This window comes from Algibacter mikhailovii (assembly GCF_014651495.1).
In the GTDB taxonomy this organism is placed as follows: domain Bacteria; phylum Bacteroidota; class Bacteroidia; order Flavobacteriales; family Flavobacteriaceae; genus Algibacter_E; species Algibacter_E mikhailovii.
This window is the reverse complement of the sequence record NZ_BMWZ01000006.1, coordinates 101,323-121,976: the sequence shown is the minus strand read 5'-3', so window position 1 is coordinate 121,976 and position 20,654 is coordinate 101,323. Positions and strand designations below refer to the sequence as shown.

The following is a 20,654-nucleotide window of genomic DNA, read 5'->3' as shown; positions in this document are numbered from 1 at the left end:
TCATTAAAATAATGTGCTTATGGCATACTTAGCATTTCATTCTCACTAAAATACTCGTGGCCTTCGTTTTGAAATGTTTTATTATGTTTATTAAATACGAGTAAAGGAATCTTTAAAGACATTTCCATATCTTTTACTAGATCCTTTTGAAAAATATTGGAAAAACTCCAATCGTGCTTACGCTCTAACATAGTTAGCATACTAGCTTTTTCATTATTTAGTACACGCAACAAGCCAGATTTAATGCTGCTAGACGCCATGGTTTTAAAGATTATTTCTGGATAAGCTCTATCTTTTAAAAAGGCTTCCTTAAACCGTTCCATATATTTATTGGCTGGGTAGTCATCCGTTTCATATACATGTACAACTTCTATAAGCGCCGAAAACGGCTTAGCAATTTCTGTGATTTTCTGTAAAGATAAGATATCAACTTCTTCAAAATCTGTGGCGTATACTATGGTAGATATGGTTTCATAAACTAAGCTATTTGGCACAATTAGCAAAGGCACAGTAATAGTATCTAAAAGTGTATTTGCAATATTACCGGCAAAATAACCTCTGTTACTATGGGAGTCTTTCATACCAATGATAACTAAATCTGGAGTGATTACTTTTGAAAGCCGTGAAATACTGGCTGAAACAGAATCACTTTCCACAACGTGGGTCGTTATAGGATTTTGATGAAATTCGTTTTTAAGATGTTTCTTGCAATATTTTTCTAGCAGATGCATGCGTTCTTCATGCATTCTTTTTTTTAGTGATCCAGTTGGATTAATAGTAGAAAAGGCAATTGGTGGTAAATTATAAACATGCAATACATGTAAATTAGCACCCAGAATACTACTAAATCTGTAAGCGTATTTTAATGCATGGGCATCGTTATCTGTGCAATTTGTAGCATATAGAATTGTTTTCATAACGGGACGTTTTAACTAGACGAATTTAAAAAGACCTGCCTTTTTTTGAAATGATATTTATCAGGTTGTTATATTTAAAAGCAACTGGTTATAGGAGGAAAAGGTATTACTACTGATATCCGTTATTTGCCAAAGCAGAAATGCTTACTAACACTATAATACAATTTGCAATAGTATTATATTTAGCTTCTTTCCAAGCTAATATAATAAGAACTTGAGACATTAAAACCGCGATAAAAGCAATGTAAAACCATTTCTTATTGTTGAATAATTGAGTAGCTGATACTATGAACAAAATAAAAGTAATGAGCCACACTGTGCCTATAGGTTTTGAAATACCTAGCGCTTGCATTGGTATTGGACTTGCGTAAATTGCTGTTGCAAACCCCATTAAATGCATTGCTCCATGAATAATTAGTAATATTCCAAAAGCAAGTTTCATAAGGACAAATATTGATTTAGTACGTTCTAACCTTACCAGTAATTTCAGAAATTTTGATGCGATAAATTATTGGTTTCCTAGACAAAGTTTTACTCGAAAAATCACTTATTAAATCTGGGTATTTATCTTCTTTAATAAACATGACTTTTTTTACACCGTTTGCGAACTTATGCAATACCTGCTTAGCATAAGCTCCATTAAGTTCTTCAAACTCGCCATGTGCTAATACACTTTCCCATTTATTTGCAGACTCTATTTCGGCTAGACCCATTGAAACAAAATTATTTGTTCGCATAGCCTCTATCTTATGACCTTCACCCGAATAACTAATTAGACTATATGACTCTTCATCAAAGTAATACGTAATTGGTATTACATAGGGTTTGTTTTTCCATACGTATGATAAATTACCGATATAATTATTTTTTAGAATGTAAATGGCCTCAAATGTTTTTAGATCCTTCATTGCTCTTGTTCTTCAAAATTATTTTAAGAAAAGCACCTCTAGCTATCTTAGAAGTGCTTTTCTTAATGGTGTTTTATTACTATAAATACTAAAGATCTATAGAAAAACACCATTTTCGTTTACTTTAACCTTAATCCGTTTGTCGTTATTCTCAAGTGTGAGTTTATAAAGTTGTTTTGTGAAGCGCGAATCTTTATAATCCACCAGGTAAACGTTTTTTGATATGGACCAATTTGGGAATCTCGTTTCTAACGCTTCTAAAACAGAGGGCGGTAAATCTATGTCTTTATATCGTTCTACAGTGCTTAATAAATTACTGTCCTTATCATAAGAAGCCAATATTTTTCCTTCCGGAATAAAGAAGTACACATCATAGAATTCATGTTCATCTGCATATACATCTAATTCTTCCACACTAAAATCACTTACTTTTAAATGGAGTTCTTCAACAGGAATAGCCGTTTCTGCAGCGTTAACGTCACTCAAATACTTATAGTTATGCACAATGTAAACGGGTTCCATTGTTTCAGTGTTTTGAGCATAAATTTGGGTGGTTAATCCCAATATTAATAAACCAAAAATTAAAGTTTTCATGATTCAAATTTTTATGTTAAAAAAACTATGTTTCGTCAACTGATTTTTAAATAATTCACTACATCAGTTTTTATCTTCCTTAAACCTTTTTCATGTCCCATTGAATACCGCTTTAAAAAGTCATTCTCCTGAGAATTACGTTCCTTCCCCGTTATTTCATGAATGTTTATATGGTAAACTATAGGTGCAACTTCAGAATTTGTTTTACCAGAAAAATCAGGAATAAAATGAAATGTTTTGTTTTCATTTTGTGTAATTAGTTTTTTTACGCCTACAGCAAATTTATGTAGTTCACTCTTTGCGTCTGGCCCATCCAGTATTTCAAAATCACCCTGAATTAAGATAGATTTCCATTTATTTACAGACGAAATCTCTGCAATTTCAAGTGCTATGGCATTGTTCTGTTTCAATGCTTTGGTTTTATGACCTTCACCAGTATACCCAATAATAGTCATGTTTTTTTTATCGAAAAAATACGTAATAGGTATTACAAATGGCAAGTTGTTATAGACGTAAGCTAGATGACCTATATAATTATTATTAAGTATTTTGAGGCATTCCTGTTTATTTAAATTAGTAATCATGATTCACGAAGTATTTAATGACTTCTCTAATCTACTTCGTATTTAGCTTTTGGTCAATGATATAAATCAGTCCAATAAAGTAATTTAAACGTTGAGACAAGGTTATAACCTATAACATAGGCTAAAAATAAAATTATATAATTTTACCATCAGCCATTTGAATAATGCGATCCGTTTTATTGGCAAAATCATCATCATGAGTAACAATTAAAAGGGATAGCCCTTGTTCTATACTAAGCTTTTTGAAGATATTGAATACATTCTCTGCATTGTGGCTGTCTAGGTTTCCGGTAGGTTCATCACCCATAATAATAGAAGGATTATTAATTAAAGCTCGGGCTATGGCGATGCGTTGTTTTTCGCCCCCAGAAACTTGTGAGGCTCGTTTTTTTGCTAAATGCTCAATATTCAACATTTTTAATTTTTCAAATGCATCATACTCTATCTCCTGATATGATTTTTCGGCCAGTTTTTTAGCGGGAAGCATTACGTTTTCTAACACTGAAAATTCAGATAATAAATAATGAAACTGAAACACGAACCCGATATGCTTATTCCTTATGTATGACAAGTGGTCTCGATCTTGATTTGTAACCAATTGATTATTTAAATAAAGTTCACCATCATAATCGGTATCCATAGTAGATAAAATGTAGAGTAAAGTAGATTTTCCACAACCTGATTTCCCCATAATTGAGGCAAATTCTCCTTTTTTAATCTGAAAACTAATATCCTTCAAAACATGGAATAATACCGGTTTTTTAAAGTACTTATTAATATGATTTGCTTCTAATACAATATTCATTTTATTGGCCTCTAATAATTTTTACGGGATCTATTTTTTTTGCTTTTTTTGAAGGTAAATAACCAGCTAAAAAGGTAGATATTATGGCAAATAAAAACCCTATAACAAAAAACATGGGATTCAAATTTATGGGGTAGGTTTCAACCGTGGGTAATGCTTCGGTTTGAAACGGAATGGTACTGATTAGACTAGTTAACCCTAGGCCAATAAGTAAGCCTAAAACACCACCTACAAAACCAATGATCATAGCCTGACTCATAAATATAAGTTGGACATCTTTACCAGAAAACCCTGTAGCTTTTAGTATCGCAATGTCATTCATTTTTTCATAAATAAGCATATTTAAAATGTTGTAAATTCCAAATCCTGCTACAATAAGTAATGTGATTGAAACGGCATAAGTTATCAAGTTTCTAATAGTGGTACCTGTTTCAAATTGTGCATTTGCTGTTTTAATATCAATAGCAGTAAGTTTGAATTGTTGTTCTATTTTTTTTGCTAATGGGACAGCCCGTTCGATATCATACAGTTTAATATTTATGTCTGTGATATAATTATTGGCTTCGCCTAAAATGCGTTGAACAGTTTTGATGTTTGTAAAACTTTGTATCGCATCTAGGTCGGCAATACCACTTTGATAAAACCCTACTATTTTAAGTGGAAAAATACCGCCATTAATTGGACTCACTTGTACACGGTCTCCAACTTTTAATGACATTTTTTTTGCAATGCCAATACCTAACAAAATACTATTATCTGTATGCTCTAAGGCCTCAGCAGAGCCTTCAACAATATAATCGCTCATATTAAATAAGCGTGCTTCACTTACTGGGTTTATACCAGTAAGATTACCACCTAATTCAATGGAACCTGCTATATAAAAAATTTGAGTTTTTACCTGGGGAAGCGCCCCTCGAACATCTTTATTCTCTTCTAAATAGGAAATAATGGGTAAGGCATTATGAATTTTCTTCTGACTTCGTTTAGGCTTTATGGAATGAACTACGTTAAAAGATTCGGCAACGTCGTTATAAAGAGAAATGGGTTGGTTTTTTGAAGGCTCTATCTCATTATAAACATGAATATGCGGTGTTTGATTTAGTATTAAATTATCTAGCATAGCGTTTAAACCAGTCATAAAACACACTAGGGTGATGTAAGAACCAATACCAAAAGTAACCCCAAGAGCGGCAATGGATGTTTGCTTAATTTTGGTTAGCAAATGGGTTTTTGCAATGCCTAATATGACGCTCCAATTTGTCATTATTCTGGCTTATAGAGGTGAGTATCTTTGGTAATTCCTGAGAGTACTTCAACATATTCCATGTTTTGAAGCCCAATGGTTATGGGTATTACACCAGCATCAGTTTTTACCATGCCATCATCTATCAAAAAGGCTTTGGGAATAGTCAAAACCTTATCCTTTCTTGCAATAATAATATTAGCTTCGCCTGAAAGTCCGGGATACAATATAGCAGGAGGATTTTCAAAAACAGCTTCCACTTTAAAGGTTTGATTGCGCTCATCCTTTTTAGGATATATTTTTGAAACGGTTCCTTTAAAAACCTTGTCGCTATAAGCATCCAAATGAACTAATACCTCTTGATTGAGATTAATGCGCACAATATCCACTTCATCTACCAGCATATTGATAATAAAACGCGAAGTATGGCCAATAGATGCTAGTGGTTCCATAGTATTTACAATTTCCCCAGATTCTTTATATAAGGCATATACTTTACCGTTTATTTTACTTTTTACTGTAAAATCTTTAGTCGTAATTAGTGCTGTTTTATAATTGTTTTCTGATTGCTTAACTGCAGTTTCTAATTCCCTTTTTGTTCTATCATATTTACTTTGTAAAAGTTTTAATGTGTTTGAAGTTAATTCAAACTTCAGTTTTTTCGTGTCATAGTCTACCTTAGAGCCTATCTTTTGTTCCCAGAGGTTTTTTTGTCTATTGAAGTTAATGGAATCGTTTTTATACTGAAGTTTGGCGCCAATAATCTCTTCATTTATACTATTTAAAATAGCCGAACTGCCATTATAATTTTCTTTTGCCAATTCTAAACTAAATTTTGCGTTTTGTGCATTTAGTTCTGTTGCACTATTGATAATTTGAATCAAAGGATCATCTTTTAAAACCACATCACCCTCTTCAACCAAATTCTCATCCAAAATACCAGCTACAATGGCATACACTTGGTACAAACTATCTGGTTGAATGGTAACTGAAGAATATACAGATTCTGTTAAAGCACGCTCCGTTGGCAGGATTTTGTAACGCGATTCAGAGCAAGACCCTATTGTAAAAACGAGAATCACCATAACATATAATCTCATAGCACATAATCTTTAAGCATGTTGGTTAATAATGGCAACGATATCGTCTTTCTGTAACACACCAGATTGACGCCAAAGTTGCTTTCCATCTTTAAAAAGTATCATGGTTGGCACCCCTCTAACTTGATATTTGGCGGCCAAAGTTTGATTTTTGTCAACATCAATTTTTAAAATTTTGATCTTGTCGGCAAGTTCATGCTTCACCTCCTTTAAAATAGGAGCTAAGACTTTACACGGCCCACACCAATTTGCATAAAAATCAATGAGTACCAATTGACTTGTGTTTATAATACTATTAAAACTGCTCATTTTATTAATTTATTTTTTTAAGGCCATATCTAATTTGGCCAGGATAATTAGTTCCGATTTATTTACTTTAGAAAAGGATAAAGCTACTAAACTAGCTGTTTTCATAATACGTTTTCTAACGGCTTCTGTAAATAAATCTGGATATTCATTTCTATAGTTTACAAAATCGTTGAAGTACTTTTCGGCATTCAAGGCTTCTTTTTTATGTAACCTTTCAAAAGCATTCACGATTTGATAAACCGTATTTTCTTTTTCATCATTATTTTCTTCCCAGTGCTCTTTTACCAAAACTTTAAATTTGTTAAATTCTTCCTCGCGTACTTGCTTATCTGCCGCAGCAATGGCATAGAGTAACATACCTAGGTTTTGGTAAAATTTAATTTTTAATGTCTTTTTAGTTTCCATTTCAAGAAAAACTGAGACTAAATTTAAGTACTTATTTGTTAAATATATATGATATAAGTCAGTATAAGAAACAGTGCTTTTTTCGTATTTTTAAAGTACCATTCATAAAAGACCTTGTTTTATGTTTAAGCAAGACCAAGAAATATTTAATATTCTACTAGCAACTGTTTCTGAGGCTGTTATCATTGTAGACAGTCATCAAATCATAGTAGAGGTTAATGCGTCTGCTGAACGTATTTTTGGGTACGCCAAAAGTGAACTTATTGATAGAGAATTGAACTTGCTATTACCTTCCAATTACCATTTAGAGCATGCGACATATTTTGAAAAGTTTATTCAAAAAGGAAAGCCACGAAAAATGGGTGAAGCAAGGGACCTTTATGGATTAAAAAAAGACGGTACTATTTTCCATATTGAAGTTGAATTAAATCCATTTAAAATATATAACAAAACCTATGTCATGGCTTTGGTTAAAGATGTTTCAGAAAAAAAAGCCATTGAGAGAAACTTGATGCTTAGAACGCAAGCATTGCAATCGGCAAAAAATGGTGTTATTATTACCGATGCGCAGAGGCATGATAACCCCGTGATTTATTTTAATTCTGCATTTCAGAACCTTACAGGATACTCTGATGCCGAAATACTTAATCATAATTGTAGGTTCTTACAAGGTAAAGATAGAGCCCAACCTCCTCTAAAAAAGTTAAGGGAAGCGATAAAAAACAAAGAGAGCTGCCAAGCTACATTGCGTAATTATAAAAAAGATGGCACCATGTTTTGGAATGATTTATATGTCTTTCCTATTACCAATGAACATGGGAATGTAACAAATTTTATAGGTATACAAAATGATGTTACCCTGAGAATAAAGTCAGAAGAAGAGCGCAATCATCTTGCCACAATTTTTAATGAATCGCTTAATGAAATCTATGTTTTTGATTCGGACACATTAAAATTTATCAATGCTAACTATGGTGCTCAAAAAAATATAGGTTATAGTCTTGATGAATTAAAGACAATGACGCCATTGGATATTAAACCAGATAATAATAAGGATGAATTCAGAAAAAAGATTGATGTATTGCTAAATAAAAAGGTGGAAAAGGTTGAGTTTGAAACAGAACACCAGCGTAAAGATGGCTCAAAATATCCCGTAGAGGTTCATTTGCAATTATCTAATTTGAGTGGAAATAAAGTTTTTGTTGCGATCATATTAGATATTACCGATCGTAAAAATTATACCACTCAACTAGAAAACAAAGTTGAGGAAAGAACGCAACAGCTCAAAATGGCACTGAGCAATGAAAAAGAGCTTAACGAGTTAAAAACAAATTTTTTATCCTTGGTGTCTCATGAATTTAAAACCCCCTTAAGTGGTATTTTAACCTCAAGCCAATTATTGAGTAAATACCAACTTACCGAACATCAAGAGAAAAGAAATAAGCACATAAAAATAATAAATGAAAGGGTTCACTTTTTAAACAACATCCTTAACGACTTCTTGTCTGTTGAAAAACTAGATACCGGAAAAGTAAATTATACATTAAATCATTTTAAACTGAGCAAAGTTGTTAATGAAGTGGTATATAATGCCAATATGCTTTTAAAAGAAGGACAGAAAATAAATTACCCTGAAAATATTGATGAAATCTCACTATATCAAGATGAGAAAATAATTCAATTGATCTTTTCAAACTTGTTACATAACGCGATCAAATATTCGCCTGAAAAAACAGCTATTGATTTACATATTAAGCAAGACAATACCAATACAACGGTCTTAGTAAAAGATAGAGGTATTGGCATTCCTAAAATAGACCAAAAACGTATTTTTGAGCGCTATTTTAGAGCTAAAAACGTGATTAACTCACAGGGTACAGGTATAGGCTTAAATATTGCTAAAAACCATTTAGAAAACTTAGGTGGAACCATTTCCTTTAAAAGTGAGGAACATAAAGGAAGTACATTTATAATTGAATTTCCAAATAAGGCCAAACTATGACAACTATTTTACTTATTGAAGACGATACCGTTTTAAGAGAAAATACTGCTGAGCTCTTAGAGCTTTCTGGCTATAAGGTGATTACAGCTTCAAATGGAAAAATTGGCGTATCCTTAGCTAAAAAGCAACATCCGGATATTATTGTGTGTGATATTATGATGCCTGAACTTGACGGATATGCAGCGCTTAAAACCCTTTCAGAAAGTGAATTAACAAAGTTTATACCCTTTATATTTTTATCTGCTAAGACAGAGCGTACCGATGTTAGAAAAGGTATGAATTTAGGCGCAGATGATTATATAACCAAACCATTTACAGAAGATGAACTTATTAGCGCGATTGAAAGTAGATTGGCTAAAGTTTCTATTTTACAAGAATTGAACAGTCCTCAAGACTTTGAATCAAATCCTTCAGGCGAAAACGACATAAAATCACTTAATGATTTAAAAAATTTCTTTGATGATAATGGGAAAGAATTTACGTTTAAAAATGATACCATAATTTATCGGGAAGAGGACCATTCAAACTACATCTATTTAATTAGTAAAGGCGCCGTAAAATGTCATAGAATAGACCATCAAGGAAAAGAACTGGTTACCGCGTTATATAAAGAAGATGATTTATTTGGTTATACCTCGTTTACTCAAACTATTCCGCATAAAGAAACTGCAACTGCCATTGCTGATGCTAGTCTTCTGGGTATCTCCATTATAGATTTTACGGCCATGCTTAATAAAAACCATAAGGTTGTATTAGCACTTGTTGATCTTTTAACAGAAGACTTATCTGTTGTGAAGGAGCAACTTATACGTATGGCTTATGGTTCAGTAAACCAAAAAACAGCAGCAACCATCTTAAAATTTGCACAAAAAATTAATCGTAAACCAGAGGACCCCATAAAAATCTCAAGAAATGATTTAGCAAGTGTAGCAGGCATTGCCCCAGAAACTTTAATAAGAGCCTTGACAGAATTTAAAAAACAAGGCATTATTGTAGCCGAAGGACGAAATATTAAGGTTATAGATATTCAAAAATTAGAACATATTTCTTAGCCTATTTTTTCAATTTTTCAAGATGATTAATATCATTTTATCCCAAACAACTTAGCTGTACATTAGTAGTTGTAAAGATGCACTTAGATGAAAAATATACTTCTACTTACCGATTTTTCAGAAAATTCTTGGAATGCCATTAAGTATGCTATCAATTATTTTGAATACGAAGCCTGCTATTTTTATTTACTCCATGTAAATAAATTTGATAACTTTATGTTAAATGATGCCCCCTATATAGCTACAGAAGAAACGATAGAAGCTGTTTACACAAAACCAGCAAAAGCAGGACTTCGTAAAATCTTAAAGCAGATAACAGAACAATTTTCACCTAATAAAAAGCATAAATTTTACACCGTTTCGGAATATGGTTTTTTTATCGAATCTATTAGAAAACAAGTAGCAGATAAGCGGATAGATTATCTTGTTATGGGAACCAAAGGGGCTTCTGGTTTAAAGAAAATTATTATTGGGAGCAACACAAGCGATGTTATTACTAAAGTAAAATGCACCACTTTAGTCGTGCCAGAAAGTGCAGAATTTATAAAACTGGAAGAAATTGCATTCCCAACAGATTTTTATTTAACCTACAACTTACAGGTGTTACAACCTATTCTTGACATTTTAGGAACTAGTAAATCTGCTCTGAAGATTCTTCACATTTGTAAAAACAAAGATGCTCTAGACAATGATCAAAATAGAAATAAAGATTTGTTAGATGACTATTTTAGTCATCTTCCCCATAGCTTTCATTTTTTGACTAATAAAAAAGTAGAAGATGCTATCCAGTGTTTTGTAGAAAGTAGAGATATAAATATGATCTGTATGGTTGCAAAAAATTTAAACTATTTTCAGCAAATTCTATTTCATTCAAAGGTTGAAGAAATTAGCTATCATACAGAAATTCCTTTTTTAGTACTTCATGAAAAAAACTAATCTATTATGGATAATTCAATGTTTTTTGCAAAATTTTGGGGCTGGTACCTCATCATATTCTTTGTGATACTAACTTTTAACCCCAAGCGAATCAAGCAAATTTTTAACGATTTAAATGACGAGAAATTTCTAATTATTTCATCCTTTTTAGCCATTATTGTAGGGCTGTTAAATATTATATTTCACAATATTTGGGAATCCAATTGGAAACTGATTATAACCCTTATAGGATGGGGCTCACTAATAATAGGCCTGTTCTTATTTATTTTCCCAAAGCGTACCGTAGCCGTACTAAAATACACGAACATAAAACTGGTTCAAGTCATCTATATACTATTGTTTCTTATAGGTTTGTTTTTACTGAATACTGTTTATGGGATTGTACCGGTATAAACTCCAAACTGATGGATATCATTTTCTATTATGTCACATTGATTTACTTTAGTGTCATTAAAGAAAAGTTCTTTTACAGCATTTTAAAATAATAAGTATTGCGGGGATTAAAGGGCAGTACTGAAACAGGGTATCTAAAGCTATTATTTGACCTAATAAGCCCAATATAGTTTATAAAACACAAACTATAATACTGGGAAATGAAAATTAAATGATGACATTAGATACTTTGGAAAAACAGGAAGTTCTGACTTCCTGTTTTTTATTTATGTTTTGGCTATTAATCAGTTTATATATTAAGTTGAATTTGAAAGGGGAAAGTTTGAGAGTGCTTTCCCTTTTCTTATGTATAATACTTTGAAAGCCCATTTGTACTTCGCACCTTTCCAATTCTGATATATATCATTGTAATCTAGCGGTTTAGTATTTATTTTTAAAACTAATACTTGTAACCATGAGAAAAATATTGATTCCTACCGATTTTTCAGAGAATGCTATGAACGCTCTAATTTATGCTATAAACTTATTTAAGTATGAAGTTAGCGAGTTTTATATCATGCATGCATATCAAGATGATATTTATTCTGATGAGGAATTGCTGGCTACGGAAACACTAGATAGGGTATCCCTAATGACCAGTAAAAAAACTGAAGAGCAGCTACAAAAAATTAAAAGCGATATTCTTAATATTTCTCCCAACCCCCGACATACTTTTCACTCATGTGCTGCCAATAATATGCTTTTAGATGAAACTGATAGACTTGTAGATGCAGAAAATATTGACCTTGTAGTGATGGGAACTAAAGGAAAAACTAATAATACCAAAGTAACCTTTGGGAGCAACACCTTACAAATTATAAAATATGTGCAATGTCCAGTTTTGGCAATACCAGAGCGACATGCATACATAAAACCCAAGCATATTCTTTTTCCAACAAATTTCATGATACCCTATAAGAGAAGGGAGCTAAAATTACTTTGCGAAATCGCCGCTCCATACAGAGCTATAATAGATGTTATCTACATCTCTAAAAGCAATACACTATCGCGCAGACAACAAGAGAACAAGGGGTTTATGAAAGATGAACTGTGTAAAAACAGGGTGAATTTTAAAACAGAAAACAGTAAGCATCTTATTAATTCTGTATACAAATACATAAGAGAACAACATAGCGATATGCTAGTAATGGTTAACACAGAGCATTCTTTTTTAGAGAATATTATTTTTCAATCCCCACTAGATGAATTAAGCTTAAATCTTGATATTCCATTTTTAGCATTACAGAATATTAAACGCAAATGATGTAAAAATTAAAACAAAAAGCCATGAAAAAAATTCTGCTTCCCACCGATTTTTCCAAGAACTCTTGGAACGCGATAATTTATGCATTGCAACTGTTCAAAGACGAGTACTGTACGTTTTTCTTATTAAACACCTACACGCCTGTAATTTATCAGGTAGAGTTTGTTGAAATACATCCGGCCGAATATGACCTGGGAGACCTTGTAAGAGAAAATGCGCTAAAACAGTTAGATGATTTCAAAACGAGAATTAAAAAAGAATTTAACAATCCAAAGCATACCATAGAAACTATGGTGGCTTTTAATACTTTGATTTCAGAAGTGAATGACGTTGTTACCAAGCAATCTATTGACTATATAGTAATGGGAACAACAGGAGCCACAGGCATTAAAGAAGTTTTGTTTGGAACGAATACAGTTCATGTATTTAAAAACACAAAATGTCCAGTACTAGCAATCCCAGAAGATTTTGCTTTTGAGGCACCACATGAAGTCCTTTTTCCAACAGATTATAAGCTTGATTACAAAAATAAACATATAAAACCGCTTATTAATATTCTATCATTACATAATTCTAGAGTCCATGTTTTACACGCGTCATACGGCTATGAGCTATCTAGTAATCAAGAGAATAACAAGAAAAATCTAGAGACACATTTAAATAAAATAACACCATTGTTTACTGATGTATCAGGGCAAACAGTGACAGAAGCCATTAACCATTTTCAATTAAAAGCCAAAGTAAATTTATTAGTGATGATAAATAATAAACATTCGTTTTTTGAAAATCTGTTTTTCAAGAACACGATTAATCAAATAGGATTTCATTTAAACATTCCATTTTTAGTAATTCCAGCAAAAACTTAAAAACCAAAGGCAATGAAACGACATATATTATTTCCAACCGATTTTTCAACCAATTCATGGGACGCCATAGGTTATGGATTGAAACTCTTTAAAGATGAAGAGTGTACATTCTATCTCTTAAATGTAGTCAGGTTAAAAGCATCAACAATGTCCAATCTTTCAAATAAACTACTTAAAACCATGGAAAATAATGCCCTAAAGGAGTTATTAGAAATGAAAGATTTAATTGAACATAACAATACTAACGCAAACCATGACTTTCAAATAATTTTAAGTACTAAAGACCTAAAAAATGCCATTCAAGCAGCTATTGATGAGTTTCAGGTAGATTTACTTATAATGGGTACAAAAGGCGCTACGGGACTAAAAGAATACTTCTTTGGAAGTAATACGGTACACATCATAAAAAGTATTAAAAACTGTCCTGTATTGGTTGTACCGGAAGAATTCAATTTTACGACCCCAAAACAAATTGCATTCCCAACAGATTTTAATCGATTTTATGACAATAAAGAATTAATCCCTTTAAAACAATTAGCAGATTTATACAATTCCAAAATTAGAATAGTACATATCAATGAAGCGGAAGAGCTTAACGATGTGCAAGAGTACAATATCAATATGTTACAAAGCCATTTAAGTGATTATGAACACAGTCTGCACTGGATGCCAAAGTATGATAAAAAAACAGTTGAAATCAATGATTTTATTGAAGAATTAGGGATAGATATTCTTGCTATGGTAAATTATAAACACAGTTTTATTGAAAAAATTATAAACGAACCAGTTATAAAAAAAATAGGATTTGATCCCATTGTCCCTTTTTTGGTTATACCAGAATAGGCGACTATTTCATGAACTTACTAGACGTTGTAAGGCAAAATTTAAAAGCAATAAAATCTCATGAGGCGTAACATATTATTACCAACAGATTTTTCAAAAAATGCTTGGCATGCCTTGCGCTATGCTTTAGAATTATATCAAAAAGATCATTGTAATTTTTACATCCTAAACGCATTTAGTGCTACGCATAATATATTAGAATCGTTCATAAGTATGGAGCCTGGGAGTGAAATGTATGAAACAGAACGATTAGATTCTGAAAACGGACTGGCTAAAGTGCTAGATGTGATTTCTTTAAATGAGTATGAAAACGCAAAACATAGTTTTAAAACGATTTCAACATGTAATAGTGTTGTTCAGGCTATTCAGAATATCGTAGAAGAAAAGGGCATAGAAATGATTGTTATGGGAACCAAAGGTAAGACAGGTTCAAGAAAAAAAATATTCGGTACGGTATCCATAGATGTTATGGAAAAAGTTAGACACTGCTCTGTCATTGTGGTTCCAGAAATAGCCAATATAGCCTTGCCAAAAGAAATCGTTTTTCCAACAGGCTACAAAACGCCATTTAAAAGAAGAGAATTAAACCATTTGATTGATTTAGCAAGAACCTGTAATGCCTCAATTCGGGTATTGCACGTCTTTACTCATAAAAAACTTAATAAGGAACAACACAATAACAAAAAAAAGCTTGAAGCGTATTTTGAAGGGGTCAGGTTTTCATTCCATACCCTAAGTCATATGAATATATTCACAGCAATTAATTGTTTTGTTCAGAGTAGAAACAGCGATATGGTGGCTTTCATTAATAAAAAGCATTTGCTTTTTGGGAGTTTGCTAACGCACCCTTTGGTAAAGGAAATTGGTTACCATACAAAAGTGCCACTTTTGGCAATGCACGACTTAAGAAATAAATATTAAAACTCAAAACCTTAATAAAATGAAAGTAGGAATTTGGTTAGATAAAAAAGAGGCCTTCCTTGTTACCCTTGGAAATAAGGAAATTAGTGAAAAAACAATAATGTCAAATATAGAAAACTACCGGATTCATGGGGGATCTGGCACTCGGTTTAAAGGCGGTCCGCAAGATGTAGTACAAGACAGTAAATACTTGGAACGTGAAAAACATCAATTTAGAAAATATTTTGAAACTATCATTTCAGAAATTAAAGAAGCTCAAGCTATTGTGCTATTTGGTCCGGCAGAAACCTGTTTAAAATTGAATAGATTTATAATTGATAAACATAAAGAACTAAGTGATAAAGTTCAAGATGTTGTAAAAATGGATAGTATGACTAAACCACAAGCTAAAGCTAGGATCAAGGCTTTTTTCAAAGAAAAGAGCTTGTAGTTATTTAAAAACTCAAATGTTATAGCATTATGGAAACGGGTACAATAGATATTATTAAATCCTCAGGAGAAAAAGTAAAGTTTTCATTGGAAAAATTAAAAAATTCTTTGAAACGTACCGGGGCCGATCAGAAAACGGTTAATCAAATAATTGATAAAGTTAGAGATGAATTATATCAAGGTATTTCCACAAAAGAAATTTACAACAGGGCATTTGCACTACTTAAAAAGAAGAAAAGTTATTTAGCTTCAAAATACAAGTTAAAAAAGGCCATATACGAGCTCGGCCCAACAGGTTTTCCTTTTGAACGCTTTATTGGTGCAATACTGAAATATTCAGGATATGACGTTGAGTTCAATAAAATTCTACAAGGACAATGTGTTACTCACGAAATTGATGTCATGGCTCATAAAAATAATGAAACTACGGTTATTGAATGTAAATTCCATAGCGTGCAAGGGCTTAATTGCAATGTTAAAATTCCGCTTTATATACACTCTCGCTACAATGATATAAAAGCGCATTGGCATATTAATGCAAAAAAGACACCTTTAAATAGCAAAGGCTGGGTAGTCACAAATACAAGATTTACAGCAGATGCGCTTAAATACGGCAAATGCATAAACCTCTATTTACTAAGTTGGGATTACCCTGAGAATGATGGATTAAAAGATCGTATAGACCGCTTGGGATTGTATCCAATTACCGTATCCACGTTATTAACCAAAAGAGAAAAACAGTTTTTACTAAGTCGAGATGTGGTGCTATGCAGAATGTTGGTTGGAGACACCTTTTATTTAGACCATTTAGGCATATCGGAAATCAGAAAAGAAAAAATATTGAAAGAAATAAAAATGCTGTGTAACCTTTAAAACAGTCACTGATGAACCATTTTGTAAACATCCATTTTTTAGGAGCCGCAGGTATTGTTACTGGTTCTAAATTTCTTATAGAAACTGCAGATAAAAAAATATTGATAGACTGTGGCATGTTTCAAGGTATAAAGGAACTCAGGGAACTAAATTGGATTGATTTACCAATAGATGTCTCAACCATTGATCTGGTAATACTAACCCATGGGCATTTAGATCATGTAGGGTATTTACCAAGATTATTAAAACAAGGTTTTACAGGTAAAATTATTGGTACAGCTCCTACTCTAGCCATTGCTGAAATTATTTTAAAAGACAGTGCTAAAATTCATGAAGAATTTACTAAAAAAGCAAATGATGAAAAATTCACAAAACATGATCCTGCATTGCCATTTTACACAAAAATTGAAGCAGAAAAAACCATAGCGCAATTTCAAGTAGAAGCACCAGATAAATGGATATGGCTGTCAGAACATATATCATATCGCTTTCAATATAACGGCCACATTATTGGTGCTACTTTCATTGAATTAGATGTATACGGCAAACGCTTTGTGTTTTCTGGAGACATTGGCAGGACTAATGACCATTTATTAGAAGCTCCCAAAAAACCAGAGTGGGCAGATTTTTTGTTTATGGAAAGTACCTACGGCAATAAGTTACATCCAAAGGACAATATTCAAGAGGTGTTATCAAGGCTCATTAACGAAACCATCCATAAAAAAGGAAATTTAATCATTCCAAGTTTTGCTGTGGAGCGTTTACAAATGCTCATGTATCTACTTTGGAAACTATATAAGGAAAATAGAATTCCAAACATTCCTATTTTTATAGATAGCCCTATGGGTAATAATGTTTTAGAGGTGTTTGAGCGATTTCCAAATTGGCATAAATTATCAACAGCAGAGTATCGAGCCATGTGCAACCATATGAATATTATTGAATCTTATAAAGAAACTTGGGAAACCATTGATGATAAGCGTTCTAAAATAATTATTGCTGGTAGTGGTATGGTCACGGGAGGACGTGTACTTACTTATATGCAACAACTTATAGGCCAAGCATCAACTACGGTTTTACTAGTAGGTTATCAAGCAGAAGGCACTCGGGGGCGACAGTTACAAGAAGGGGCTCACGAAATTCGCTTTTTTGGAAAATATTATCCTGTGAAAGCAACCGTTAAAAATATTGAAAGCCTTTCTGCGCATGCAGACCAAAACGATTTATTGCATTGGTTAAGTAACATTAAAAATATTCCAGAAAACGTCTATTTAATCCATGGTGAACCAATGGCTCTAGATGCGTTGCGTGTAAAACTAAAAGACACTTATAACTGGCATGTGACTATTCCTAAACTTAATGATATAGAACAAATTAGTATCAACTAAAAGGTTGGAAACATAATTCTGAATTTGGGTAACGGACTGATGCATATCATTGTACAACCTTGTTATAGTAAATATATTAGTTATGAAAATATGTTTAACCTAAAAATATGTATCATGACAACATTAACAAAACACAAAAGAAAAAGAAATAGATTTTCGCCATTTGAAAGTCAATTGTTAACGCCCTGGAGTCATAGTCTTTTAAGACCTTGGAGTAGTAGATTATTCCCTTCCAATTTTAATAGCATGGGAAGATTTGACGATATTTTTCAAGATGATTTCTTTGAAGATGATAGCTTGATGCCTCCTGTAAATGTTATAGAACATGACGAAGATTTTGAAATTGAATTAGCAGCTCCTGGCTTTAGCAAAAAAGATTTTGAAGTTACCATACAGGATGATGTTCTTTATGTTAACGGTGAAAAAGAACTTAAAAACGAAGAAGAAAAGGATGGCGAATATTCTCGTAAAGAGTTTAGTTATAAATCCTTTAAAAGATCTATGATGCTTCCTACTTCGGTAGATTTAGACCAAGATGTAAAAGCACTTTACAAAAATGGAATTTTAACAGTGAAACTTCTTAAAAAAGAAGAAGCAGAAATGACTCAAGAACCTGAAAAAAAAGTGATTGAAGTTAATTAATTCCCTCAAGCAGAAAGTAGTCTGTAATCTATGGGTTACTTTCTGCGCTTTTAAATTCTAAAATTTGAAAACAAGAAAATGAACTATAATAACGAAACGGTATTCCCCACCAAAATGATTTATGGCGCATTAGATCTGATATATTTTTAATATTAACACTTCAAAAGATGAAAACTAAAATCAAAACCCCAAAATATGTAGCTTGGTTAAGTCCGGAAAGCATGCATAATACATCGAAAAAATGGTTGTCTGAATTAGAGTTTGCTAAGGATGAACAACTTTTTTTTGCTGATTTAGTAAAATCATACACACTTCAACTTATTGATTCAAAACATTTTAATGAAAGTAAAATCATTGTAAACGAATTAAGTAAGTTCAAAAAAGAAACCAATGCGTTCATTGATACGGTGAAAAAGCATGAAAAAGGGCTTAATATTATGGTAGATGGCATAAACCAAATTACATTAGAAAATGCTTATAAAGATGAACACGGCAAACTTATTATTAAAATATCCGATTTTTTAACTCGCTACAGAATATTTAAATCACAATTATTTGCCCTTGTTAAAGGTGTTTTAAAGGAGTATAAACAAAAACGTTTACTACCATAATACCATAAAAATGAAATTAATAACCTCCATATTACTTGGTGTACTAATCTTTAGTTGCTCTACAACAGAGTTAACTGAAAACTGGAAAAACCCAGATATAGATACCTACAGCCCTACTAAAGTTTTATTGGTTGGCATGACTTCAAATATGGAAGCCAGACAGCAATTTGAAAAACAGTTACAAGATGAATATACTTCTAGAGGCATAGAATCTGTTAGGAGTTTAGATCTTTTCGCCCCATCATTTACCACTGAAAAGAAGACTACAAAACAATTAAAAACCTTGGAAAACAAACTTATCAAAGGTGGTTTTGACACGGTATTGTTCACAAAAGTAATAGGTGTAGAAGACCAAATTGCGTACAAAGAAAATTATGATGGTTATGATGCGACTTATAGGCGATTTAGCGACGATTACTTAAAATATCAAGATGCTTTTTATAACCCAGATTATTATAAAGAGTATACAGTTTATCATACCGAAACATCTATGTATTGTATATGCCCAACAAAAGAACGCGAACTTATTTGGAAAGGGTATATAGATGTTATGGATCCAACATCTATTAGTGAGAGTGTAAATGATTTTGTAAGACTTGTTATAGTTGTTTTAGAAGAGCAGCAACTTATAGAATCTATGTATTTGAAAGACCAATTAAAAGAGGAAGCTATTGAATAATTTCCAATCACAAATTAGTACTAGCATAGTCTTGATTTTACTATCAATGGTACTTGGATGTTCTTCATCAAAACTAATTACAAACTGGCAAAACCCTGATTACAAACATTTTAATCCAAAAAAAATATTAGTTGTTGGTGTAACACCCAATTATGAAGCACGCAAAGCTTATGAGTTTCAACTCATAACAGCATTGAATGCAAGAAACATAAAGGCCTTACAAAGTGCCGTAGTATTTGAAGAATCATTTCAAGATTCCTGGCAAACCAAAAAAGAAATTAAAGATCAAGTAGATAAACTATTATCTAATGGATACGATACCGCACTAGTGTCTCTCGTAAAAGGTATTGACGATAATGAATCTTATGCCGCCGATTCCCCAAAAACGGATTACCACTTAAGAAAGTTTATAGGCTACTATTTAGCATATCAAGACGCTTATTTCACTCAAGATGACTACAACAAGTATAAAGTTTATAATATTGAAACCTCTGTTTACGATTTAAAAAAAGATTCTGAAAATACATTGGCGTGGAGAGCTACTTTCGATTTGGTCGATCCAGAAAACAATTCTAAAGCGATTAGTACGTATATCGCAAAACTTCTAAAAGCTCTAGAGAAGAACAATATTATCCCTAAAAAAATAGACTAAGTCCATATCACTGATCAATATTTAGTATTGCAGTAGTTGCGCATGCAACACTTAAAAACAGAATAAACTCTGCTATAAACTATCTGTCTTCATCGGCATTAACTGCGCATTTACTAGGATCTTCATACACATTCAGCTTTGTGTTGGCAACAATAGTCATTATGTCTAGAAGTAAGGTTACCCCAAAAGTTCCGCAATA

The 20,654-nt window shown here is 32.3% G+C and carries 25 protein-coding genes; 15 read left to right on the top strand and 10 right to left on the bottom strand.

The window, feature by feature from the left end; genetic code table 11:
* Positions 1-17 precede the first annotated feature (17 nt).
* From IE051_RS13480 to IE051_RS13435, 10 genes are all read right to left on the bottom strand, one after another.
* Complete coding sequence (locus IE051_RS13480) at positions 18-917, bottom strand: universal stress protein (protein ID WP_189361522.1); 900 nt, start codon at positions 915-917, stop codon at positions 18-20.
* Between the two features lie 109 nt (positions 918-1,026).
* Complete coding sequence (locus tag IE051_RS13475; protein ID WP_189361520.1) at positions 1,027-1,359, bottom strand: hypothetical protein; 333 nt, start codon at positions 1,357-1,359, stop codon at positions 1,027-1,029.
* Between the two features lie 16 nt (positions 1,360-1,375).
* Positions 1,376-1,825 carry a pyridoxamine 5'-phosphate oxidase family protein gene (locus tag IE051_RS13470; protein ID WP_189361518.1) on the bottom strand — a complete coding sequence of 150 codons (450 nt, stop codon included), beginning with the start codon at positions 1,823-1,825 and terminating at the stop codon, positions 1,376-1,378.
* A 96-nt stretch (positions 1,826-1,921) separates the two neighbouring features.
* Complete coding sequence (locus tag IE051_RS13465; protein WP_189361516.1) at positions 1,922-2,419, bottom strand: nicotinate-nucleotide adenylyltransferase; 498 nt, start codon at positions 2,417-2,419, stop codon at positions 1,922-1,924.
* Between the two features lie 35 nt (positions 2,420-2,454).
* Positions 2,455-3,003, bottom strand: a complete 549-nt coding sequence (locus tag IE051_RS13460) for a pyridoxamine 5'-phosphate oxidase family protein (RefSeq protein ID WP_189361514.1) — start codon at positions 3,001-3,003, stop codon at positions 2,455-2,457.
* A 133-nt stretch (positions 3,004-3,136) separates the two neighbouring features.
* A complete protein-coding gene (locus tag IE051_RS13455; protein WP_189361512.1) occupies positions 3,137-3,808 on the bottom strand; it encodes an ABC transporter ATP-binding protein in 672 nt (223 codons plus the stop codon).
* Position 3,809: 1 nt separating this feature from the next.
* Positions 3,810-5,072, bottom strand: coding sequence for an ABC transporter permease (locus tag IE051_RS13450; RefSeq protein WP_189361510.1), 1,263 nt, complete (start codon positions 5,070-5,072; stop codon positions 3,810-3,812).
* Positions 5,072-6,151 (bottom strand): efflux RND transporter periplasmic adaptor subunit, encoded by a 1,080-nt coding sequence (locus IE051_RS13445; RefSeq protein ID WP_189361508.1) that lies wholly within the window; start codon positions 6,149-6,151, stop codon positions 5,072-5,074. Before IE051_RS13445 ends, IE051_RS13450 begins: the two co-directional genes overlap by 1 nt.
* Before the next feature lie 12 nt (positions 6,152-6,163).
* Positions 6,164-6,460, bottom strand: a complete 297-nt coding sequence (trxA, locus tag IE051_RS13440; RefSeq protein WP_189361506.1) for a thioredoxin — start codon at positions 6,458-6,460, stop codon at positions 6,164-6,166.
* A gap of 9 nt (positions 6,461-6,469) precedes the next feature.
* Complete coding sequence (locus tag IE051_RS13435) at positions 6,470-6,865, bottom strand: TerB family tellurite resistance protein (RefSeq protein ID WP_189361505.1); 396 nt, start codon at positions 6,863-6,865, stop codon at positions 6,470-6,472.
* A 121-nt stretch (positions 6,866-6,986) separates the two neighbouring features.
* Here IE051_RS13435 and IE051_RS13430 point away from each other — a divergent pair, with 121 nt between their 5' ends.
* From IE051_RS13430 to IE051_RS13360, 15 genes are all read left to right on the top strand, one after another.
* Complete coding sequence (locus IE051_RS13430) at positions 6,987-8,867, top strand: PAS domain-containing sensor histidine kinase (RefSeq protein WP_189361504.1); 1,881 nt, start codon at positions 6,987-6,989, stop codon at positions 8,865-8,867.
* Positions 8,864-9,919 carry a response regulator gene (locus tag IE051_RS13425; protein WP_189361503.1) on the top strand — a complete coding sequence of 352 codons (1,056 nt, stop codon included), beginning with the start codon at positions 8,864-8,866 and terminating at the stop codon, positions 9,917-9,919. Before IE051_RS13430 ends, IE051_RS13425 begins: the two co-directional genes overlap by 4 nt.
* An 87-nt stretch (positions 9,920-10,006) precedes the next feature.
* On the top strand, positions 10,007-10,855 hold the full coding sequence (locus IE051_RS13420; RefSeq protein WP_189361502.1) for a universal stress protein: 849 nt from the start codon (positions 10,007-10,009) through the stop codon (positions 10,853-10,855).
* A gap of 6 nt (positions 10,856-10,861) precedes the next feature.
* Positions 10,862-11,248 (top strand): hypothetical protein, encoded by a 387-nt coding sequence (locus IE051_RS13415; RefSeq protein ID WP_189361500.1) that lies wholly within the window; start codon positions 10,862-10,864, stop codon positions 11,246-11,248.
* Positions 11,249-11,702: 454 nt separating this feature from the next.
* Positions 11,703-12,551 carry a universal stress protein gene (locus IE051_RS13410; RefSeq protein ID WP_189361498.1) on the top strand — a complete coding sequence of 283 codons (849 nt, stop codon included), beginning with the start codon at positions 11,703-11,705 and terminating at the stop codon, positions 12,549-12,551.
* Between the two features lie 23 nt (positions 12,552-12,574).
* Complete coding sequence (locus IE051_RS13405; protein ID WP_189361497.1) at positions 12,575-13,417, top strand: universal stress protein; 843 nt, start codon at positions 12,575-12,577, stop codon at positions 13,415-13,417.
* Positions 13,418-13,429: 12 nt separating this feature from the next.
* Complete coding sequence (locus tag IE051_RS13400; RefSeq protein WP_189361495.1) at positions 13,430-14,260, top strand: universal stress protein; 831 nt, start codon at positions 13,430-13,432, stop codon at positions 14,258-14,260.
* Between the two features lie 60 nt (positions 14,261-14,320).
* Positions 14,321-15,181 (top strand): universal stress protein, encoded by an 861-nt coding sequence (locus tag IE051_RS13395; protein WP_189361493.1) that lies wholly within the window; start codon positions 14,321-14,323, stop codon positions 15,179-15,181.
* 19 nt (positions 15,182-15,200) lie between these two features.
* Complete coding sequence (locus IE051_RS13390) at positions 15,201-15,611, top strand: hypothetical protein (RefSeq protein WP_189361491.1); 411 nt, start codon at positions 15,201-15,203, stop codon at positions 15,609-15,611.
* Between the two features lie 29 nt (positions 15,612-15,640).
* The gene (locus tag IE051_RS13385) at positions 15,641-16,483 is read left to right on the top strand and encodes an ATP cone domain-containing protein (RefSeq protein ID WP_189361489.1); all 843 of its coding nucleotides are present in this window, start codon (positions 15,641-15,643) and stop codon (positions 16,481-16,483) included.
* Between the two features lie 11 nt (positions 16,484-16,494).
* Positions 16,495-17,871 carry an MBL fold metallo-hydrolase RNA specificity domain-containing protein gene (locus tag IE051_RS13380; RefSeq protein ID WP_189361487.1) on the top strand — a complete coding sequence of 459 codons (1,377 nt, stop codon included), beginning with the start codon at positions 16,495-16,497 and terminating at the stop codon, positions 17,869-17,871.
* Between the two features lie 114 nt (positions 17,872-17,985).
* Positions 17,986-18,513, top strand: coding sequence for an Hsp20/alpha crystallin family protein (locus IE051_RS13375; protein ID WP_189361484.1), 528 nt, complete (start codon positions 17,986-17,988; stop codon positions 18,511-18,513).
* 167 nt (positions 18,514-18,680) lie between these two features.
* On the top strand, positions 18,681-19,124 hold the full coding sequence (locus tag IE051_RS13370; RefSeq protein WP_189361482.1) for a hypothetical protein: 444 nt from the start codon (positions 18,681-18,683) through the stop codon (positions 19,122-19,124).
* 10 nt (positions 19,125-19,134) lie between these two features.
* The gene (locus IE051_RS13365) at positions 19,135-19,803 is read left to right on the top strand and encodes a hypothetical protein (RefSeq protein WP_189361480.1); all 669 of its coding nucleotides are present in this window, start codon (positions 19,135-19,137) and stop codon (positions 19,801-19,803) included.
* Entirely contained in the window at positions 19,796-20,455 is a 660-nt protein-coding gene (locus IE051_RS13360) for a hypothetical protein (RefSeq protein ID WP_189361479.1), read from the top strand. Before IE051_RS13365 ends, IE051_RS13360 begins: the two co-directional genes overlap by 8 nt.
* Positions 20,456-20,654 lie beyond the last annotated feature (199 nt).